Origin of the sequence: Hymenobacter humi, assembly GCF_042665855.1 — a bacterium.
GTDB classification, from domain to species: Bacteria; Bacteroidota; Bacteroidia; order Cytophagales; family Hymenobacteraceae; genus Hymenobacter; species Hymenobacter humi.
This window is the reverse complement of the sequence record NZ_JBHTEK010000001.1, coordinates 2,214,969-2,230,898: the sequence shown is the minus strand read 5'-3', so window position 1 is coordinate 2,230,898 and position 15,930 is coordinate 2,214,969. Positions and strand designations below refer to the sequence as shown.

18 protein-coding genes are annotated in these 15,930 nt (G+C 62.9%); 13 read left to right on the top strand and 5 right to left on the bottom strand.

All coding sequences use genetic code 11. The features are described from left to right. The first annotated feature begins 24 nt into the window (after positions 1 to 24). The 4 genes from ACFQT0_RS12470 (at position 25) to ACFQT0_RS12455 (ending at position 1,770) form a co-directional block, all read left to right on the top strand. Positions 25 to 585, top strand: a complete 561-nt coding sequence (locus ACFQT0_RS12470; protein WP_380203169.1) for a hypothetical protein — start codon at positions 25 to 27, stop codon at positions 583 to 585. Next, positions 521 to 1,201 (top strand): hypothetical protein, encoded by a 681-nt coding sequence (locus tag ACFQT0_RS12465; RefSeq protein ID WP_380203167.1) that lies wholly within the window; start codon positions 521 to 523, stop codon positions 1,199 to 1,201. The genes ACFQT0_RS12470 and ACFQT0_RS12465 overlap by 65 nt, the downstream gene beginning before the upstream one ends. A gap of 119 nt (positions 1,202 to 1,320) precedes the next feature. After that, positions 1,321 to 1,470, top strand: coding sequence for a hypothetical protein (locus tag ACFQT0_RS12460; RefSeq protein ID WP_380203165.1), 150 nt, complete (start codon positions 1,321 to 1,323; stop codon positions 1,468 to 1,470). Next, positions 1,471 to 1,770, top strand: a complete 300-nt coding sequence (locus tag ACFQT0_RS12455; RefSeq protein WP_380203163.1) for a hypothetical protein — start codon at positions 1,471 to 1,473, stop codon at positions 1,768 to 1,770. It begins immediately after the preceding gene. Here the strand turns inward: ACFQT0_RS12455 and ACFQT0_RS12450 are convergent. Beyond that, positions 1,738 to 3,279 carry a hypothetical protein gene (locus ACFQT0_RS12450; RefSeq protein WP_380203161.1) on the bottom strand — a complete coding sequence of 514 codons (1,542 nt, stop codon included), beginning with the start codon at positions 3,277 to 3,279 and terminating at the stop codon, positions 1,738 to 1,740. The genes ACFQT0_RS12455 and ACFQT0_RS12450 overlap by 33 nt on opposite strands. Positions 3,280 to 3,901: 622 nt before the next feature. Between ACFQT0_RS12450 and ACFQT0_RS12445 the strand changes: the two genes are divergently transcribed. The 3 genes from ACFQT0_RS12445 (at position 3,902) to ACFQT0_RS12435 (ending at position 7,383) form a co-directional block, all read left to right on the top strand. Further along, positions 3,902 to 4,327 carry a thiol-disulfide oxidoreductase DCC family protein gene (locus ACFQT0_RS12445; RefSeq protein WP_380203159.1) on the top strand — a complete coding sequence of 142 codons (426 nt, stop codon included), beginning with the start codon at positions 3,902 to 3,904 and terminating at the stop codon, positions 4,325 to 4,327. Positions 4,328 to 4,993: 666 nt separating this feature from the next. Further along, positions 4,994 to 5,608: a hypothetical protein gene (locus tag ACFQT0_RS12440; RefSeq protein ID WP_380203157.1), complete on the top strand. Its 615-nt coding sequence runs from the start codon at positions 4,994 to 4,996 to the stop codon at positions 5,606 to 5,608. Beyond that, entirely contained in the window at positions 5,515 to 7,383 is a 1,869-nt protein-coding gene (locus ACFQT0_RS12435; protein ID WP_380206000.1) for a zinc-dependent metalloprotease, read from the top strand. The genes ACFQT0_RS12440 and ACFQT0_RS12435 overlap by 94 nt, the downstream gene beginning before the upstream one ends. A gap of 55 nt (positions 7,384 to 7,438) precedes the next feature. On the opposite strand, the gene ACFQT0_RS12430 is transcribed toward ACFQT0_RS12435, so the two are convergent. Further along, on the bottom strand, positions 7,439 to 7,585 hold the full coding sequence (locus tag ACFQT0_RS12430; RefSeq protein ID WP_380203155.1) for a hypothetical protein: 147 nt from the start codon (positions 7,583 to 7,585) through the stop codon (positions 7,439 to 7,441). Next, a complete protein-coding gene (locus ACFQT0_RS12425) occupies positions 7,582 to 8,676 on the bottom strand; it encodes a serine hydrolase (RefSeq protein ID WP_380203153.1) in 1,095 nt (364 codons plus the stop codon). The genes ACFQT0_RS12430 and ACFQT0_RS12425 overlap by 4 nt, the downstream gene beginning before the upstream one ends. Before the next feature lie 161 nt (positions 8,677 to 8,837). Between ACFQT0_RS12425 and ACFQT0_RS12420 the strand changes: the two genes are divergently transcribed. From ACFQT0_RS12420 to ACFQT0_RS12410, 3 genes are read left to right on the top strand one after another with little or no spacing between them, the layout of a single operon-like run. Beyond that, positions 8,838 to 9,011: a hypothetical protein gene (locus ACFQT0_RS12420; RefSeq protein WP_380203150.1), complete on the top strand. Its 174-nt coding sequence runs from the start codon at positions 8,838 to 8,840 to the stop codon at positions 9,009 to 9,011. A gap of 59 nt (positions 9,012 to 9,070) precedes the next feature. Then, positions 9,071 to 9,346, top strand: coding sequence for a hypothetical protein (locus ACFQT0_RS12415; protein WP_380203148.1), 276 nt, complete (start codon positions 9,071 to 9,073; stop codon positions 9,344 to 9,346). A 32-nt stretch (positions 9,347 to 9,378) separates the two neighbouring features. Next, the gene (locus ACFQT0_RS12410; RefSeq protein ID WP_380203146.1) at positions 9,379 to 9,789 is read left to right on the top strand and encodes a T9SS type A sorting domain-containing protein; all 411 of its coding nucleotides are present in this window, start codon (positions 9,379 to 9,381) and stop codon (positions 9,787 to 9,789) included. A 49-nt stretch (positions 9,790 to 9,838) separates the two neighbouring features. Here ACFQT0_RS12410 and ACFQT0_RS12405 read toward each other — a convergent pair whose 3' ends face one another. Then, positions 9,839 to 10,546 (bottom strand): outer membrane beta-barrel protein, encoded by a 708-nt coding sequence (locus ACFQT0_RS12405; RefSeq protein WP_380203144.1) that lies wholly within the window; start codon positions 10,544 to 10,546, stop codon positions 9,839 to 9,841. Between the two features lie 503 nt (positions 10,547 to 11,049). After that, positions 11,050 to 13,533, bottom strand: a complete 2,484-nt coding sequence (locus ACFQT0_RS12400; RefSeq protein ID WP_380203142.1) for a glycoside hydrolase family 31 protein — start codon at positions 13,531 to 13,533, stop codon at positions 11,050 to 11,052. 224 nt (positions 13,534 to 13,757) lie between these two features. On the opposite strand from ACFQT0_RS12400, the gene ACFQT0_RS12395 reads away from it, so the two are divergent. The 3 genes from ACFQT0_RS12395 to ACFQT0_RS12385 all read left to right on the top strand — a co-directional run bounded on the left by ACFQT0_RS12395 (position 13,758) and on the right by ACFQT0_RS12385 (position 15,629). Beyond that, complete coding sequence (locus ACFQT0_RS12395; protein WP_380203140.1) at positions 13,758 to 13,961, top strand: hypothetical protein; 204 nt, start codon at positions 13,758 to 13,760, stop codon at positions 13,959 to 13,961. A 98-nt stretch (positions 13,962 to 14,059) separates the two neighbouring features. Continuing rightward, positions 14,060 to 15,076: a glycosyltransferase gene (locus ACFQT0_RS12390; RefSeq protein WP_380205999.1), complete on the top strand. Its 1,017-nt coding sequence runs from the start codon at positions 14,060 to 14,062 to the stop codon at positions 15,074 to 15,076. Positions 15,077 to 15,158: 82 nt separating this feature from the next. Further along, positions 15,159 to 15,629, top strand: a complete 471-nt coding sequence (locus ACFQT0_RS12385) for a YdeI/OmpD-associated family protein (RefSeq protein WP_380203138.1) — start codon at positions 15,159 to 15,161, stop codon at positions 15,627 to 15,629. Positions 15,630 to 15,930 lie beyond the last annotated feature (301 nt).

The following is a 15,930-nucleotide window of genomic DNA, read 5'->3' as shown; positions in this document are numbered from 1 at the left end:
CATTACCGCCGCGTTTTCCCGCTCATGCCCGATTCCGACCCCAAGCCGCCTTCCCGCTTCCGCCGGGCCCTTCAGGCCGTGGGGTGGGCGGCCCTGCTACCCGTGAAAGGGGCGGGCTACCTGGTGCGCTCCGGCAAGGCCCACCAGCACTTCTTTCTGCCGGTGCTAAACGGGGCCCTGGGCGACCAGCTGGCCGCCCGCTACGACCGCCGCGCTATCCGGATGAGCTTCCGGCGGGGCGGGGAAGACGTGTCGGTGGCCGACCTGCGCCTCAGCGAGCCCCGCCAGAAAACCGTGGTGTTTCTGCACGGGCTCATGGGCGACGAGCCGATTTGGCAGTCGGGCTTTCAGGACTCCCCCGCCACCCACCGCTACGGCACGCGCCTGGCCCGCGAAGCGCACCTGCGCACCCTGTACCTGCGCTTCAACTCCGGCCTGCACCTCTCCGAAAACGGCCGCGAGCTCAACCGCCTGCTCACCGAGCTGGTCGAAACCTACCCCGACGCCATCGGCGAGCCTGGTGCTGGTGGGCCACAGCATGGGCGGGCTGATAATTCGCTCGGCAGGGTATTACGCTTCGCTTAATGAAGAATTAGGAATGAAGAATGAAGAATTGGATGCGCAGGAGAAAATGAGCGAGGAAGTGCCTTCACCGGCCAATAATTCCTCATTCTTCATTACCCATTCCTCATTTAATAAAGCTCCCTGGCTGGCCCACCTGCGGTCGGTGTTTCTGCTCGGCACGCCCAACGACGGCTCCTGGCTCGAACAGAACTCGCACCTGACGGCACGGCTGCTGGAGCGCATCAACCTGTTTCCCACCCGCTTTCTGAGCAAGGCCCTCAACAAGCGCAGCAACGGCATCAAGGACCTGCGCTATTCCATTCTGGTGGAGGACGACTGGCAGGACGCCCACGCCAACGACCTCGTGCCGCCCCGCACGAGCGTGCCGCCCTTGCCGGGAGTGCAATACCACATCCTGATGGGCTCCTGGCTGCGCTCGACGCGGCCCTCGGCCCTGCGCGAGTACTTCGGCGACGGCCTGGTGGGCCACGGCAGCGCACGCGGACACACCACATTTGGCGACGAGGCCGCCCTGGCGGCCGGCGCCAAGGTGCGCACCGCCGTATTCAACCAGCAGCACCACGGCGGCCTGCTCACCCACCCGGAGGTGTTTCAGTATCTCAAGCAATGGGTGTAAGCATTCGTATCCTAACATAAAAAATGCCATTCCCTGCGCGGGAATGGCATTTTTTATCTTCTTAGACGCAAGGTTATCGAGTAGTGGTACCGGAGGTCGTGCCCGATGTCGTACCCGAGGTGGTTGTGCCAGTTGTGGTGGTACCCGAAGTGGTAGTGCCCGACGTAGTGCCGCTGGTAGTACCCGTTGTCGTAGTACCTGTGGTGGTACCCGTGGTGGTGGTGCCGGTATCGGTGGTGCCCGATGTGGTGCCGGAAGTACTGCCGTAAGTGGTCGAGCCAGACGTTGTGCCTGAAGTAGTACCGCTGGTGCTACCCGAAGTTGAGCCGCTCGTGGAGCCGGCATTTTCGGAAGCGGTGCATGCGCTGAAGAAGGTGAGCGACGTGCACATGATGGCACCGGTCAGCCCAAAAAGCCATTTACGTTTCATAAATCGTGGAAAAAGTGGAAAGGAAGGTTTGTTAGCCATCGGCTACATCACTATACGAGTGTTGCTGGCGCGATTAACCCGTATTTTCCTAAGGGTAAATACCCATTTATTGCTTGGGCTTCCCCGATTCGACTGCTAACTCGCACTCGCACAGTACTTCACGGATTGGCGTCGACGTTTCGTAATCGGGCAATGACACCTCTTTCATGTACACCACCGACAGGTGGCGCAGCGGCGGGTGCTGGGGCCGCTCGTGCCAGACGCGAAGCAGGTAGTTGCAGTAATACGGCCGCATCCAGGCATTATTTACGAACAAGTAATTCTCGGAGTACTTGCGCCACCGGTCGTTCTTAAACAAGGCCACCACCGAGGCAGGCTTGTCGTAGCGCACGGGCGCGCCGTTGCGGTTCAGGTCCAGCTGCCGGCCATCGGTGGTGGTGCCTTCGAGGATGTACCAGCCATCGTCCTTAAACACCGTGGGGGCAAACATGCCCCAGTGCTGGTCGACCCGGAACAGGTAGCCGAACCAGCGCATGGGCGCCGACATGAGGCCGCCTGCCGGGCGGATGACGGCCACATCGTCGAGGTTCCACCAGCACACGTAGGCCAGCACCACGGCCACGAAGGTTTCGCGCACGGCGCGCGCCAGCCGCCGCCGGCCGGGCGCCGGGGCGCCCGTGCGCTCGAGGCGCAGGCGCCACGGCAGCTGCCAGGCCGGCAATTGCGGGCGCCAGCGGCGGGCCCGCGCCGCGTGGGGTGCCAGGCGGTGCGTAATCCAATCGAGCACCCCGCCGGGCAGCAGCCCCTGGATGGAAGCCAGGTTCACCAAAAAGAAAATCCCCACAAACAAGGTGACGCTGATGGAGAGGTGAAAAACCGCCAGCACCCCAAATACCAGCATGCGCCACCACGCCACGCCCACCGGAATAAACAGCGCAAACGGCAGCAGCAGCTCGGTGAAATACGCCCCAAACGTGAGCAGCCGCAGCAGTTCCGGGTACGGATAGAGCAGGCGCCCGGCGGGCAGCAGCACCTGGTCGAGGCTGAAGGCGTAGTACAGCGCGGTGCCGTCGCGGGTCCACTCGGCGCCGCTTTTCAGCAAAGCCGTGCACCAGTAGAGCAAGGCCAGCTGCACGATATACGCAACGGTGGCCGCGCTGAAATAGTCGAGCCGCTCGGGAGCAGGTTTGCCGCGCGCATCCCAGGACCAGACCCGGCCCCAGGGCAAAAAGATGCCCCAGAACAGCAGCATGCGCAGCAGGTCGTCGCCGCCCTGCGCGATGAAGGGGTTGCGGTTTTGCAGCGACACCAGCAGCACCCACGAGGCCACCGTGGCCAGCCGCGTGTGGTAGCCCAGCAGCAAGGCCCCGGCCAGCACCGCCGCTATTATAAACAAGAGGGCTTCGAACTGCCACATGCCACTGGCGGCGTGCAGCGAAAACTGGTAGGGCGTCCAGCCGTGGTCCAGCACCGCGACGATGGGCATCACGCCCATGTTGGCGTAGTGGGCTTCGAGGTCGGTGCTGCGAATGGCCAAATCGATGAGCAGCACCGCGGCCGTGGCTATCCGCAACAGGGCCAGCGCCCGCAGGTCGAGCACAAACGGCCGCCGCAACACGCCCCAAAAACCGGTACTATCGTTACCCATAAAACGCTTACGTGCGTGGCCGCCAGGGGCTCAAATTGAACAAGGCGAAAAGGCGGCCATCTACAGACCAACCTTTTCGCCTTGCGAAGAAAGAACAAACTTTTGTTCGGGGCCGCAATTTAGCGGGTAGTGCTGCCGGTGGTGGTCCCGCTGGTTGAGCCCGAGCCCCCGCCGAGCCCGTGCCGCCGGTAGCCGCACCGCCCGCTCCGGCCGTGGAGCCCGAGCCGCCCATTGCACCCGTGCCAGCCGTGTCGGTACTCATGGTAGATTCTGTACCAGCAGTAGTGCCGGAGCCAGACGTGTCGCCAGCGGTTGTGTTGTTCTTGCTTTGGCACGATGCCAACAGACCGGGACCCAGCACCATGGCAGCAATTATTATCGAAGGCTTTTTGAAAAACTTCATCTTGATTGATTGGTTGGTTCGGATAAGCTATACGGTCATCTTTGCAAGCGGAACTGCCGGGAAAACCCTTAATCTTCAAGGACAACTACGTAGATACGGCCGACGCCCACTCTCTCCCTGGCCAGGCTGCACTGCGGAGCTGCCCGGTGGTGGCGGCTAACCGTGGTGGCCCAACCCGGCGCCCGGTTGCTCGTTACTAGTCCCGCACCTGCCTGCCCAATGCCCTCCATGCCCGACACTGCTCCCGATACCATCCTTTTCGACGGGGTGTGCAACCTCTGCAACGGGTTCGTGCAGTTTGTCATTCGCCACGACCCTGAGGGCCGCTTCCGGTTTGCCGCCTTGCAAAGCGAAGCTGCCCAGGCCGTGTTGGCGGACCTAGGCCTCGACCCTGCCGCCCTGCCACGGGAGCCGGAGTCGGTACTGTTGGTCAGTGGGGGCCGGCTGTACTCCCACTCCACCGCGGTGCTGCGCATTGCCCGCCGCCTGGGAGGCGTGTGGCAGCTGGCCGGGTTGGGCTGGCTGATGCCCCGGCGCTGGCGCGACGGCCTGTACCGCTTCGTGGCCCGCAACCGCTACCGGTGGTTCGGCCGCCAGGAGAGCTGTATGCTCCCCACCCCGGCCCTCAAAGCCCGCTTTCTGTAGAGCATTTTTGGGTGCAGCGGCTCCATTAGGGTCAGGTTGCTGCGCGCCTTTCTGCTGCTGTAGAGCAGCGCGCGGCCGGCATTGAGCCAACTCGCACGGCTGGTTTGGGGAAGTAAAAACGGCAGTTCGTCGAACTCCCGAAAGGAATCCATTTGGCTTAATTCCGCCGGCTCGTTGAGCCAACCTTTGGGCTTAAAATATAAATAATACAGTATTGCCTAAATCCATGGCGCAACTGCGTGCGCAAGAGCTTGGCCGCTCTTGCAGAAGCGCCAGCAACGACAGCGGCCAGCACAACAAGTGCTGACCAGCGTTGAAAATATATAGGCAAAATTCTTATACGGGATTTGATTTTTCGAAGTGATTATACTCATTATACACTGATTTTTAATTTGTTAGTAATAATCATATTGAATTTTCAGCAACTTATTTCTAGGAGCAACCTGCTTAACTTAGCAATAAGCGAGGCTGAGAAACATATGCATTCTTCGATGATTTTGCTTGTGAAATATCAATTCGCAATAGCTCAATAAAACGTCGGACCGGGGAATAAGCAGCCGTTTTAGCATCAAGTTCGAAATTAATATTTAGTACATTTTCCACTATCCTATGAACAGTAGACCCCGTACTCCCTATTTCAGTTCTTTGGTTTTTTTGCTGCTACTCGTGCAGCAAAGCTTTGCCCAGACGGGCGGCCCGCTGTGGCAAGCGGCCGCCACTCCTACCGCCCGCGCCGCCGGAAAGCAGCAGCCCGGCAGCTGGTTTACCCTCGATGCCGCGCAGCTCAAGGCCCGCCTGTCGCTAGCCCCCGTAGAAACGAGCCCGGCCGATGCCGTGACGCTGGAACTGCCGTTTCCGGATGGCACCCTGCACCGCTTTGCCATGACCCGGGTGCCCGTGATGGCCCCCGCGCTGGCGGCCCGCTACCCCCAGATTCAGACCTATGCGGGCCAGGCCCTCACCGACCGCGCCACCTCGGTGCGGCTGGAAACCACGCCGGCCGGCCTGCACGCCCAGGTGCTCACGCCCACCGGCCCGCTAAGCGTGGTGGCCGAAGGCGCCGCCAACCTCTACCACAGCCGCGCCGATGCCCCCGATGCCTTCGAGTGCCTGGCCAGGCAGCTACCCACCCAGCAGCGCCTGCTCGGCGGCACGCCGCCCGCGGCCCCGGCCCCTTACGGCGCTCGCTGCGCACGCTGCGGCTGGCCCTGGCAGCCACCGGCGAGTACACCCAGAGCCTGGGCGGCGGCACGGTGGCCGGCACGCTCGCCACTATGGTAACGCTGGTGAACGCCATCAACGCGGTGTATGAGCGCGACTTGTCGGTACGCATGCAGCTGGTAGCCAACACCGACCAGCTCATCTTCACCAACGCCAGCACCGACCCCTACGACAACAGCAGCCCGTCGGCCCTGATGGAAACCAACCGCACGTACGTGCCCGCCACCATCGGGGCGGGCAGCTTTGAGGTGGGCCACGTGCTGGGCTACTGGGCCGGCGGCTACTCGGGCGTGGCGTATGTGGGCGTGGCGTGCTTTCCCACCTACTCGGCCGGTGGGGCGTCCACGGGGGCTCGGCCAGCCTCATGGTTTCGGTGCTCACGCACGAGATTGGCCACCAGGCCGGGCTCCAGCCACACGTTCAACGGCACCGGCGGCTCGTGCGGCGGGGGCAACCGGGAGGCTTCGCTTGCCTTCGAGCCGGGCGCGGGCAACACGCTCATGTCGTACGACTCGCGCTGCTCGCCCGACAACGTGGGCGCCGGCATCCCTTACTTCCACGCCGGCAGCATCAGCGCCATTCTGCCCAAGCTCACCTGCGGCACCCTCACGGCCACCGGCAACCGGCCGCCCAGCCTGACCGTGCCGCCCAGCAGCTACACCATCCCGACGGGCACGCCCTTCAGCCTGGCCGGCAGCGGCACTGACCCCGACGGCCAAGCCCTCACCTACTCCTGGGAGCAGATGGACACGGGCGACCCCACCGGCCTGGCCGGCGCGGCTGCCGACCCCTCGGGCCCGCCGCTGTTTCGCAGCTTCGCCCCGAGTGCGAGCCCGGTGCGCACCTTTCCCACTTTGACGTCAATACTGAACAACACGACTTCGCTGGGCGAAATTCTGCCCCAGGTGGCCCGGGCGCTCAACTTCCGCCTCACGGCCCGCGACAACCGCGGCGGCGTGGCCAGCGCCAACATGGCCCTGACCGTGGCCGCGAGCGGCCCCTTCAAAGTAACTGCGCCGGCGGCTGCCTTCTCGGCCGCGCCGGGCAGCTCCTACAACCTGACCTGGGACGTGCAGGGCACCAACCAGGCCCCCGTGAGCTGCGCCAACGTGCAGGTGCTGTTCTCCACCGATGGCGGCAACACCTTCCCCATCGTGCTGCTGGCCAGCACTCCCAACGATGGCTCGACGCCGTTGCAGCTGCCGCGCGTGACCACCAACCAAGGCCGCATAAAAATCCAGGCCGTGGACAACGTGTTTTTTGCCATCAACAACGCCAACATTACCATTGCCGGCAGCGTCCTGCCGGTTGAGCTGTCGGCCTTCACCGCCGAAGCCCGCAAGACCACGGCTCACCTGGCCTGGACCACGGCATCGGAAAAGAACAACGCCGGCTTTGCCGTGGAAGCCTCCACGGATGGCACGGTGTTCCGCCGCCTGGGCTGGGTAGCCGGGCAGGGCAACAGCTCCAGCCCCATCCGGTATCAGTTCGACGACGGCACTCTAAGCGCCTACCCCAGTGCCACCGTGTACTACCGCCTGCGCCAAATCGACACCGACGGCACCGAGAGCTTCTCGCCGGTGCGAACCGTAACAGGGCCCGTTGGGCTGGTGGCGCAGTTGCAGGTATGGCCCAACCCCACCCGGGGCACGGTATCGGTGGCCGGTCTGGCGCCTGGCCAGGTGGTGCAGCTGTTTGACCTCACCGGCCGCGCGCTGCTCACGGCCGTGCTGCCCACCAGCGGCCCGCTCCAGCCGGTATTGCCCAGCGGCCTCGCGCCGGGCTTCTACGTAATAAGCGGCGGCGGCCAGTCGCGCCGCCTGGCGGTTCAGTAAGGCAACCAGGGAACTGCGAAGGGGAGGTAAAGCTCTGGCTACCATGGCCGGGGTTTTACCTCCCCTTCTTCGTTGCGCGTTGGGCCCGGCGGCATTCGGCTTCGTACACTCGCAGGCCCAGGGAGCGCAGAAAGGGAAAGCCGATGCTGTCGTACTCGTATTGGTCGTCGTTCAGCACGCCGTCGGCATTCACGTAAATCACGGCGCTGAGCAGGAATTCCACTCCTTTCTCTTCGTTCGTGATGTAGGCATTATCGATAAGAAAGCCGTAGGCCTGGCCGATTTTGTTGAACACGCGCACGCCTGCCGGCAGCGCCGTGGTGCCACCCCCACCCAGCAAGAACTTGGCGTAGGTGTCGGGGTAGTGCGCGGCGTCGAAGCGGGGGTGGGTGCTTTCGCGGGGCAATTGCGAAAGCGCCTGGCGCAGCAGGGCGTAGTCGTCGGGGGCCAGGCGCAGGCGGCGGGCGGCCGGTACGGCTTCGGGAAAGAGCACGGCCCGGAGCAGCCGCTGCAGGTCGGGCAGCGAAAACGCGTTTTTCTGGCTGAAATCCAGCGGGCCGGGCACGCGCTCGGCACCTTGCAGGTAGGCCTGGCCGATACGTTCGCCGCACAGGCCCGGCTTGGGCCAGGGCCACCGTAGAAGGCGGCCGGCTGCTGGTAGAGCAGCTGCGTGGCGGCCGTGTCGGCGTAGAAAGCTATGGGGTTGGTGTGGCGGCTGGCGGGTTCCTGGTCGCCCACGGACAGGCGGTGCAGCAGGCGGCTGCGGTGCAGGCCCAGCCGGGCCAGGCCCGCGTTCAGCTCGGCCGGCCCCACAAACTCGTAGAGCCGATTGAAGGCGTCGTTGTCGCTCACGAGCAGGGCCTTGCGCACGTAGTTGGCGAGGCTGGGCCGGCCGGAGGCGCTGCTGGTATCGCGCAGCACCCGCGTTTGCCCGGCGAAGGCTGAGTCGGTCAGCATCGGCGAGTCGGGGCCAATGGGCGGCGTATGTCCGTGAAACGCTTCTAGCTTGAGCCGGTTAATATCACGCATCTTCTCTAACGCCAGGGCCGCGGCGGCCAGCTTCACCGCGCTGGCGGGGTAGAAGTATTCGCGCGGCCGCAACCGGTAGCGGTAGCTGCGAAAATGCGGGCGGCCCGCCACGTCACGCCGGATGCGGGTATACAGGATTTGGAGGCGGTAGGCGCCGGGCCGGGCCAGCACGCGCGCCATGCCCGCGGTGTCCGCTCGCAGCAGGCGCCGCAGGGGATTGGCCAGCCATTGGGCTGATGAGGGCCCGGCTCCGGCCAGCAGCATTCCCAGAACGATAAGCGCCCTCCGCGCTACTTGCTGCATCCCGGCCATGGGGTAAATATAAATCGGCAATTATTGCTTATTTTAGCAAGATGCAATTCTTGAGCTAACTTACAGGCCAGAAGAATGTTGTACCCGAGCTTACTCCTTCCTTCCCTCAACTTATGACAACACTTCTTCGCCCGCTGCTGGCTTTGCTGACCGGCATCTGCCTGCTGGGCCCGACCCAGGCCCAAACCATTAGCAACCCTGGCCTCGAGACCTGGGCCCTACGCACCAAAGCAGTACCGCTCGGAGTGGAAGCCCCCAGAACTGGCAGACCATCGACGATTTACTAAGCGATGCGGCCAAGTCCCCGTTACCGTCCAGCACGGCCACCGTCACGAAGACCTCCGACGTGCACGGCGGGTCGTTTGCCGCCAGGATTGAGAATAAGGTGTACGCCCCCTTTCAGTCCATCTTCCCGGTATTGCCGGGCATCCTGTCTTTAGGTAGTGGCATCAGGTACACCACGGACGACACGGAGTTTACCGGTGTGCCCTACACTGGCCGCCCCACCCAGATTCAGTTTTATTACAAGCTGACGGGCCCCGCGGCCACCAACGACTCGGCAGCTGTTTTTTCTCGCTCACCCGCTACGTCAGCGGCAAAACCCAGGAGGTCGCCTCTGTAGCAGCCCTGCTGGCGCCCGCCGCCACGTACACGGTGGCGACCATACCCATCACCTACTCCAACGCGACCATCCCCGATTCGCTGCACCTGTCGTTCACTTCGAGCGCCGCCAACCGCCCAACGGTCGGAACAGTGCTTTTCGTTGACGATATAACCATCGGTACCGCCATAACGGCCACCCGCGACGCCGCTCTGGCTGCCGCGCTCACCGTGTGGCCCAACCCCAGCTCCGACGGGCGCTTCACCCTCCAAACCACTGACCCAGCGCTCCTGGCCGCGCCCCTGCTCGTGCAGGACGCCACCGGCCGCGTGGTGTACCGCGACGAAACGCCGAAGCCAGCTGCCGCGCGCACGCTTGATTTGAGCAGTTTGGCCCGGGGCCTCTACACGCTGCAGCTCTTCACCGCAAAAGGCCTGGTGACCAAGAAACTTTCGCTGCGTTAGGCGCGCCAGTGGCCGCAGTGGCGGTGCTAATTGCTAGGCGCCTTGAGCCTTAGTCAGCCGCCTTTGAGAAGTTGAAGCTGTAGCGCAGTCCGGCACCAACGCCGAAGGTAAAGGGTTTGACACCGTCGGAAGCCGGTTTTTCCGTATCCCGGTTGGCGGTGGCTTCCACCATAAGGTCGAGGTGGGGCCTGAGGCGGCAGCCGGCGCTAAAGCCGCCGCTTAGATACAAATGCCGGCTGGTGAAATCCTCGTGTACATCACTTTGCACTTGCCCTCCCACCGTGAGGGTTTCGTCGATTTGATACCGGTGAAAGAGTAGCGTGGGTCCCAGCAGGGCATCTACGTAGAAGCGGTTAGCCGGCTGGCGGGCCAGACGTACGCGCAGCAATACGGGTACCGCGACATTGTATCGCTGCAGTTCCTGGCTGTAAAGGACCACCTGATTGGCCTGGTTATAACTGGTCGAAGTGATTTTTGAACTGCCTGTACTGCGCCGCATAAAGCCCGCCTGGATGGCTACATGCGGCGTCATTTGATAGCCGGCAAACACGTAAAGCGGCCTCACAATGGCTTCCTGCGTAGCATAACTGGTCGATTGTACCCGAAAGGCCTGCACTGCCGCCTGCGCCCCGGCGTAAAACCGGTACTGCTTCAGCAGTTTAGCGCTCGGCTCGGCCTTGGCACTTGGTTGGGCCGCGGGAGCCGGACCGCTGCCGGGGGCATCCTGCGCGCGGCACGGAAGCGCGGCGCAGCTCATTATCAGGGCAACAGGCAGCAGGCGTAGGCCTGTCATAATTGAAGTGTGAGAACGGTAGAAATAAGCGGCTTTTTCTCTATCGCCATGGGGCTATTTTATTGCAATAACAGAAATATTGCACTTCATCTATAATAATTCGCAGTTAAAAAGCAGGTAGATTTTTTTATTTATAGACATCGCGAAGTGGCTTGCGAGCATGAGGTAGAGACGCAATATTTTGCGTCTCGTCGTGGGCGCAGCGTGGGTGTAGTTCAACGAGGAGACGCAAAATATTGCGTCTCTACCTCTGCTTGATATTCGCAGCTTATTTCGCGACGAGTTTAATCAGTACTGAAAAAGCGAAATGGACACAGGCATGGGGTAAGCAAGGCAGCTTCGATACCCGGCTCCGCCGCGGGATAGCATGACATAACCCTTCCACGCTATCATATTTGCATAAAAAAGCCCCACAACCGCCGGTTTGAACCAGCAGCCGTGGGGCTTTTTGCATCAGGAAACCAGCCTTATGCCGCTGGCTGGCCAGTTGCCGGGGGCGTCGGAGGCACAATGGCCAGCGCCACCCGTACCTCCCCAAAGCCCACGCCTACTACCACGCTGGGCAGCACGAGGCCGGTTTCCAGCGTTGCCTCGGCGGCCTGAGCGGCAGCGCCATCTACTGAAATGGCGGCGGGGCCCACGGGCAGGCCGTGCAGCACCACGCGGTAGGTGGCGTAGCTGGTCCGATACTCACCTTCGATGGTCTGGGTGAGCACCAGCTCCGTTTCGGACCCCGTGACGGTGAAGCGGCGCAGCGTTTTGTGGCCGTCTTCGTAGGCGTAGCCTTCGCCGCCGTCGTCGTAGTGCACGCTGTCGGCGGTGCCGTTTTTGTAGTACACGTGCAGCGTAAGCTCCTCAATGGACTTTTCGCCCACGTACTGCAGCACGGGCTGCATGGGCAGCACGGCGCCGGCGCGCACGTAGAGCGGAATGCGGGTGAGGTCGGCATTGGCCCACACCTCGCTGCCGCCGGCATTGGGCGCGTCGGTCCAGTAGTAGAACCAGTCGCCGCGGGGTAGGTACATCCAGCGGCCATCGGCGCCGGGCTGCGTGATGGGGCACACCAGCAGGTTGTCGCCGAGGCCGAATTCGGCCATGCGCAGATAAGTTTCGGTGTCGTTCTGGTCGAGGAAGGTGAGCGGCCGCAGCATGGGCGTGCCGGCCGTGGCGTACTGCCAGAACGTGGTGTACATGTAGGGTAGCAGGCGGTAGCGCAGCTCAATAAAGTGGCGCGCCAGGCTCGTGAACGGCTCGCCGAAGCTCCAGGGCTCCTGGTCGCCGTGGTCCCCGGAAGAGTGCGTGCGGAAGAACGGGTGGAAGACGCCGAGCGCAATCCAGCGGGAATAGAGCTCGCCAGTGGGCGTGTCGACGAAGCCACCGATGTCGGAGCCGATGAAGCTGAAGCCCGAGATGCTCAGGCGCTGGCACTGGATGTTGGCCAGCCAGAGGTGCTCCCAGGAGGCGATGTTGTCGCCGGTCCAGCCCGAAGAGTAGCGCTGCCCGCCCGAGTACGTGCTGCGCGTGATGGTAAACGGCCGGTTGGGGTAGCAGAACTGCTTCATGCCCTGGGCCGTGGCGCGGGCCATCTGCATGCCGTAGATGTTGTGGGCTTTCTGGTGCGAGGCGTGGTGGCCGTCGTAGTTGAAGCGCACGTCGGGCGGGAACGTGCCTTTTTCGAACACGGCCGGCTCGTTCATGTCGTTCCACACGCCCTTCACGCCGATGTCCTGCACCAGCTCTTTGAACAGGCCGGCCCACCACTCGCGCACGTCGGGGTTGGTGAAGTCGGGGAAGTTGCAGAGGCCGGGCCACACCGAGCCCTTCATGAGCGGGCCGTCGGCGCGGCGGCAGAAGTAGTCGTTGGCAATGCCTTCCTGGTACACGGGGTACTCGGGGTCAATCTTGATGCCCGGGTCGATGATGACAACCAGCTTGAAGCCGTCCTCGGCCAGCTCCTGCACCATGCGCTTGGGCTCCGGGAAATGCTCCTTGCTCCAGGTAAAGCAGCGGTAGCCCTCCATGTAGTCGATGTCGAGGTAGATGGCATCGCAGGGAATCTGGCGCTCGCGCAGGCCGGTGGTGATTTCCTTCACGTTGGCCTCCGGGAAGTAGCTCCACTTGCATTGGTGGTAGCCCAGGGTCCAGAGCGGGGGCAGCTCGGGCGGGCAGGTGAGCAGGGTGTACTCCTCGGTCACCTCCATCAGGGTGGGGCCGTAGATGAAGTAGTAGTTCAGCTCGCCACCCTGGGCCCAGAAGCTGGTCACGTCGGCGCGCTCGGCGGCAAAGTCGAAGCTGGCCTTGAAGGTGTTGTCGAAAAAAATGCCGTGGGCAATTTTCTGGTGCAGCACGTGGTAGAACGGGATGTTCTTATAGAGCGGGTCGCTGCCTTTGGTGTAGCCGTAGGTGTCGGAGCCCCAGTTGGTGAAGCGCTTGCCGCGCAGGTTCATGTTGTCGGGCTTGTCGCCGAGGCCGTAGTAGTGCACGCCGGCGGGCACGTGCTTGCTCATCTTCACGATGTCGTTGCCGGTGTCGTAGTCGTACTCCCAGTGGAAGCCCTTCTCGTCGTCGCTCAGGATGGAGCCGGAGCGGTCGAGCACGCGGGTTTTCAGGTTTTCCTTCTGCACAATGCAGATGAGGCGCTCGGTGGTGATGCGGTAGTGGTCGCTCTTTTCCTTGAATTCCAGAAACTCGGGCGCCGGGCGCTGGCGGCCGTCGGTGGGCAAGGCGTAGGAGAAGTCGGGCAGCAGCGGGCCGTCGGTGAGGTAGCGAAAGCGCAGGATTTTATCGCTGAGTACGTGCAGCACGAGCCGAACTCCGTTTTGGCAGTTAAAAAGGAAGCGGTTGTCGTCGAGCTGGTCGGCCCGGATAATTTCGCCTGGATAATGTTCCTGGTGGCTTTGGGCCGCCAGGTCGTTGACCATGTAGTTATTTTCCTGAATCGTGGTATCCATAAAGTTATTCTAAACAAAAGGCAAAACCGACCGCCAAACCGGGCAAAAAAGACCGGCGAGGCCGGTTAACTGCGGGATTAGTACGCAAGTTACTTTTCGGAGGCTGGGCAGTCGCGAATTTTTCGCTGATATATGGTCTAGGTTGCGTAGCATTGGAGGCAGATTGGCTACTGCGCCGCTACCAACGCCCGGGCGGGCCAAATTTTGCTTCCTCTTTCCGACCCATGACCCTGTCCGATTTTTCTGTTCTGCTGCTGGCCTGGGACGATGCCGACCCGAGTGTGGCCGTGCTCGGCGGCACAGCCCTGCCCCCTACCCTGCCCCTGGTGTACCAGGCGGCCGCGCAGCAACCGGTGGTGGCCTTGTACCCAAACCTACCCCCGGCGAAGAACCAGCCCAAGCCACAGAAACCAAACCCAGCGGCTTAGCTCAAGAACACGTTGGGCTGTCCAAAGCCTCAACACCAGGCCCGGAAGCCACCGCAACCGACGCCGAAGCACCAGCCCCCGAAGACGCATTGACCACCGTGGCTCCCACGGCGGGGGTCCGGCTGCTGCCCGGCACGCGCCCGGCCCCCAAAGCCGCCGCCGAAATGGTCCTGTTGCAGTCGCGCATCATCGGCCTGAATGACCTGTCCCAGGCCAGTGCGGCCACCATGCCGGATGAATTGGAGGGGCTGGCGGCCGCCCACAGCCAGTGGCCTACTCAGGCGGGCAGCGCAGAAGCTAGCTCCTGGCAGTCGCCAGCGGCGCCTTACCTCGGTGCCAGCACCAGCGGTGAGGGTACGCGGCAGCTGCTGGCGCCCGTAGCACCCTCCCTGCCTTCCTCCACGGTGCGCGAAGCCGCCGACCTGTCGAATGGGAAATCGCTGCCGACTCTCAGCTCAACGGCTTTGCCTGCGGGCACGCTGCAGCCCAACGCGCACCCCAGGGACGGCGACCTGAATTTTGACCCCGACCCCGAGCTGCCCGCCGTGGTGCGGCCAGCGGCGTTCAGCGAAATGGCAGCGGAGCCGGGCCCCGACGAGGCCATTGCCCTACTGGCACCCGAGGACGACATCACGCTGGATGAGCTACTCGTGGCGGAAAACCAGCCCTGGGCCGAACCCATAGCGCTGGAACCCGAACCCGTTGCTGCTGTGCCCGTCGTGCTCATGCCCGTGCTGGACGGGCTCAATTTTCGCATGATTCAGTATGCCCGCCGGGCCGCGCTGGTGCGGGGCCGCTCCGACTTCGGCGTCATCTACGCGCCCAACTGGCCGGCGTGGCTGGCGGCGCTCGAAATCCGCAACAGCACGGGTCAGCCCATGGTGCTTTATGTGGCGAGTCTGGCAGCCGACTTTATCAGCCCCGGCGACCGCGGCTGGCTCCTGGAAGTGGAGCGCATGACCCTGCGCCGCGCCCGCGTGATTCTGGTGCCCGAAGAAAGCATGCAGCACCGCCTGGCCGAGCAGTACGGCACCACCATTGGCGAGGTGCGCGTGATAGCCGCCGCCGATGAAGAGGCCGTGCAGCGCATCCTCAGCGAAGTGGCCATTGGGTAACCCCGCGAGGTTGGGCTGGCGGCGCAATGGTTTACTTTGCCCCGGAAAGCCATTCCCAACCCTTGCAACCCCAATAGCCACCATGCAGCCAGAACACGAGTTTGAAGCCATTTTAGAAGCGGGCGAAGACCGCGGCGGGGTATTTGTGGTGGTACCGTTCAGCGTGCCCGACGTGTACGGCACCCGCGGCCGCGTGCCCATCCAGGCTACTTTCGACGGCTATCCTTACCAGGGAAGCATCGTGCCGCTCGGCGATGGCCACCACGCCCTGCTCCTGCTCAAGGAAATCCGCCGGGCTATCGACAAAACGGTGGGCGACACCGTGCGCGTGACCCTGTCGCGCGACGTGGCAGAGCGCAAAATGGAAGCCCCCGCCGACCTGGCCGAACAGCTGGCCGGCAACCCCAAAGCCGCCGCCTACTTCGCCAAGCTGGCCTACACTCACCAGCGCGAGTTCGTGCGCTGGCTGGAAGGCGCCAAGAAGCCCGAAACCCGCACCCGCCGCCTCGGCGAAATCGTGGAGATGCTCACACAGGGCCGCAAACGCGCGTAATTCGGTTGCCCTATTGATCGGAGCCTTTGTCCGATGGTACCTCACCCCGGCCCCTCTCCAAAAGAGAGGGGAGCCACGGCACAAGGTTTTAGCTCAATTCCTAAACACAGGAAGCCCCAGTTCAATTAAGTCGAAGCTGTTTGTTAGTTACCGTCAGGCTCCCTCTCTTTTGGAGAGGGGCCGGGGGTGAGGTTCCCCGGTCGCACTCAGCAAGACGAACTTACGCACACGACGTTGTTACTTATTCTTTCAAGTTTAAGCTGAGGCAGACACCACGCATAGCGCTGGCCTTCAAATTTCT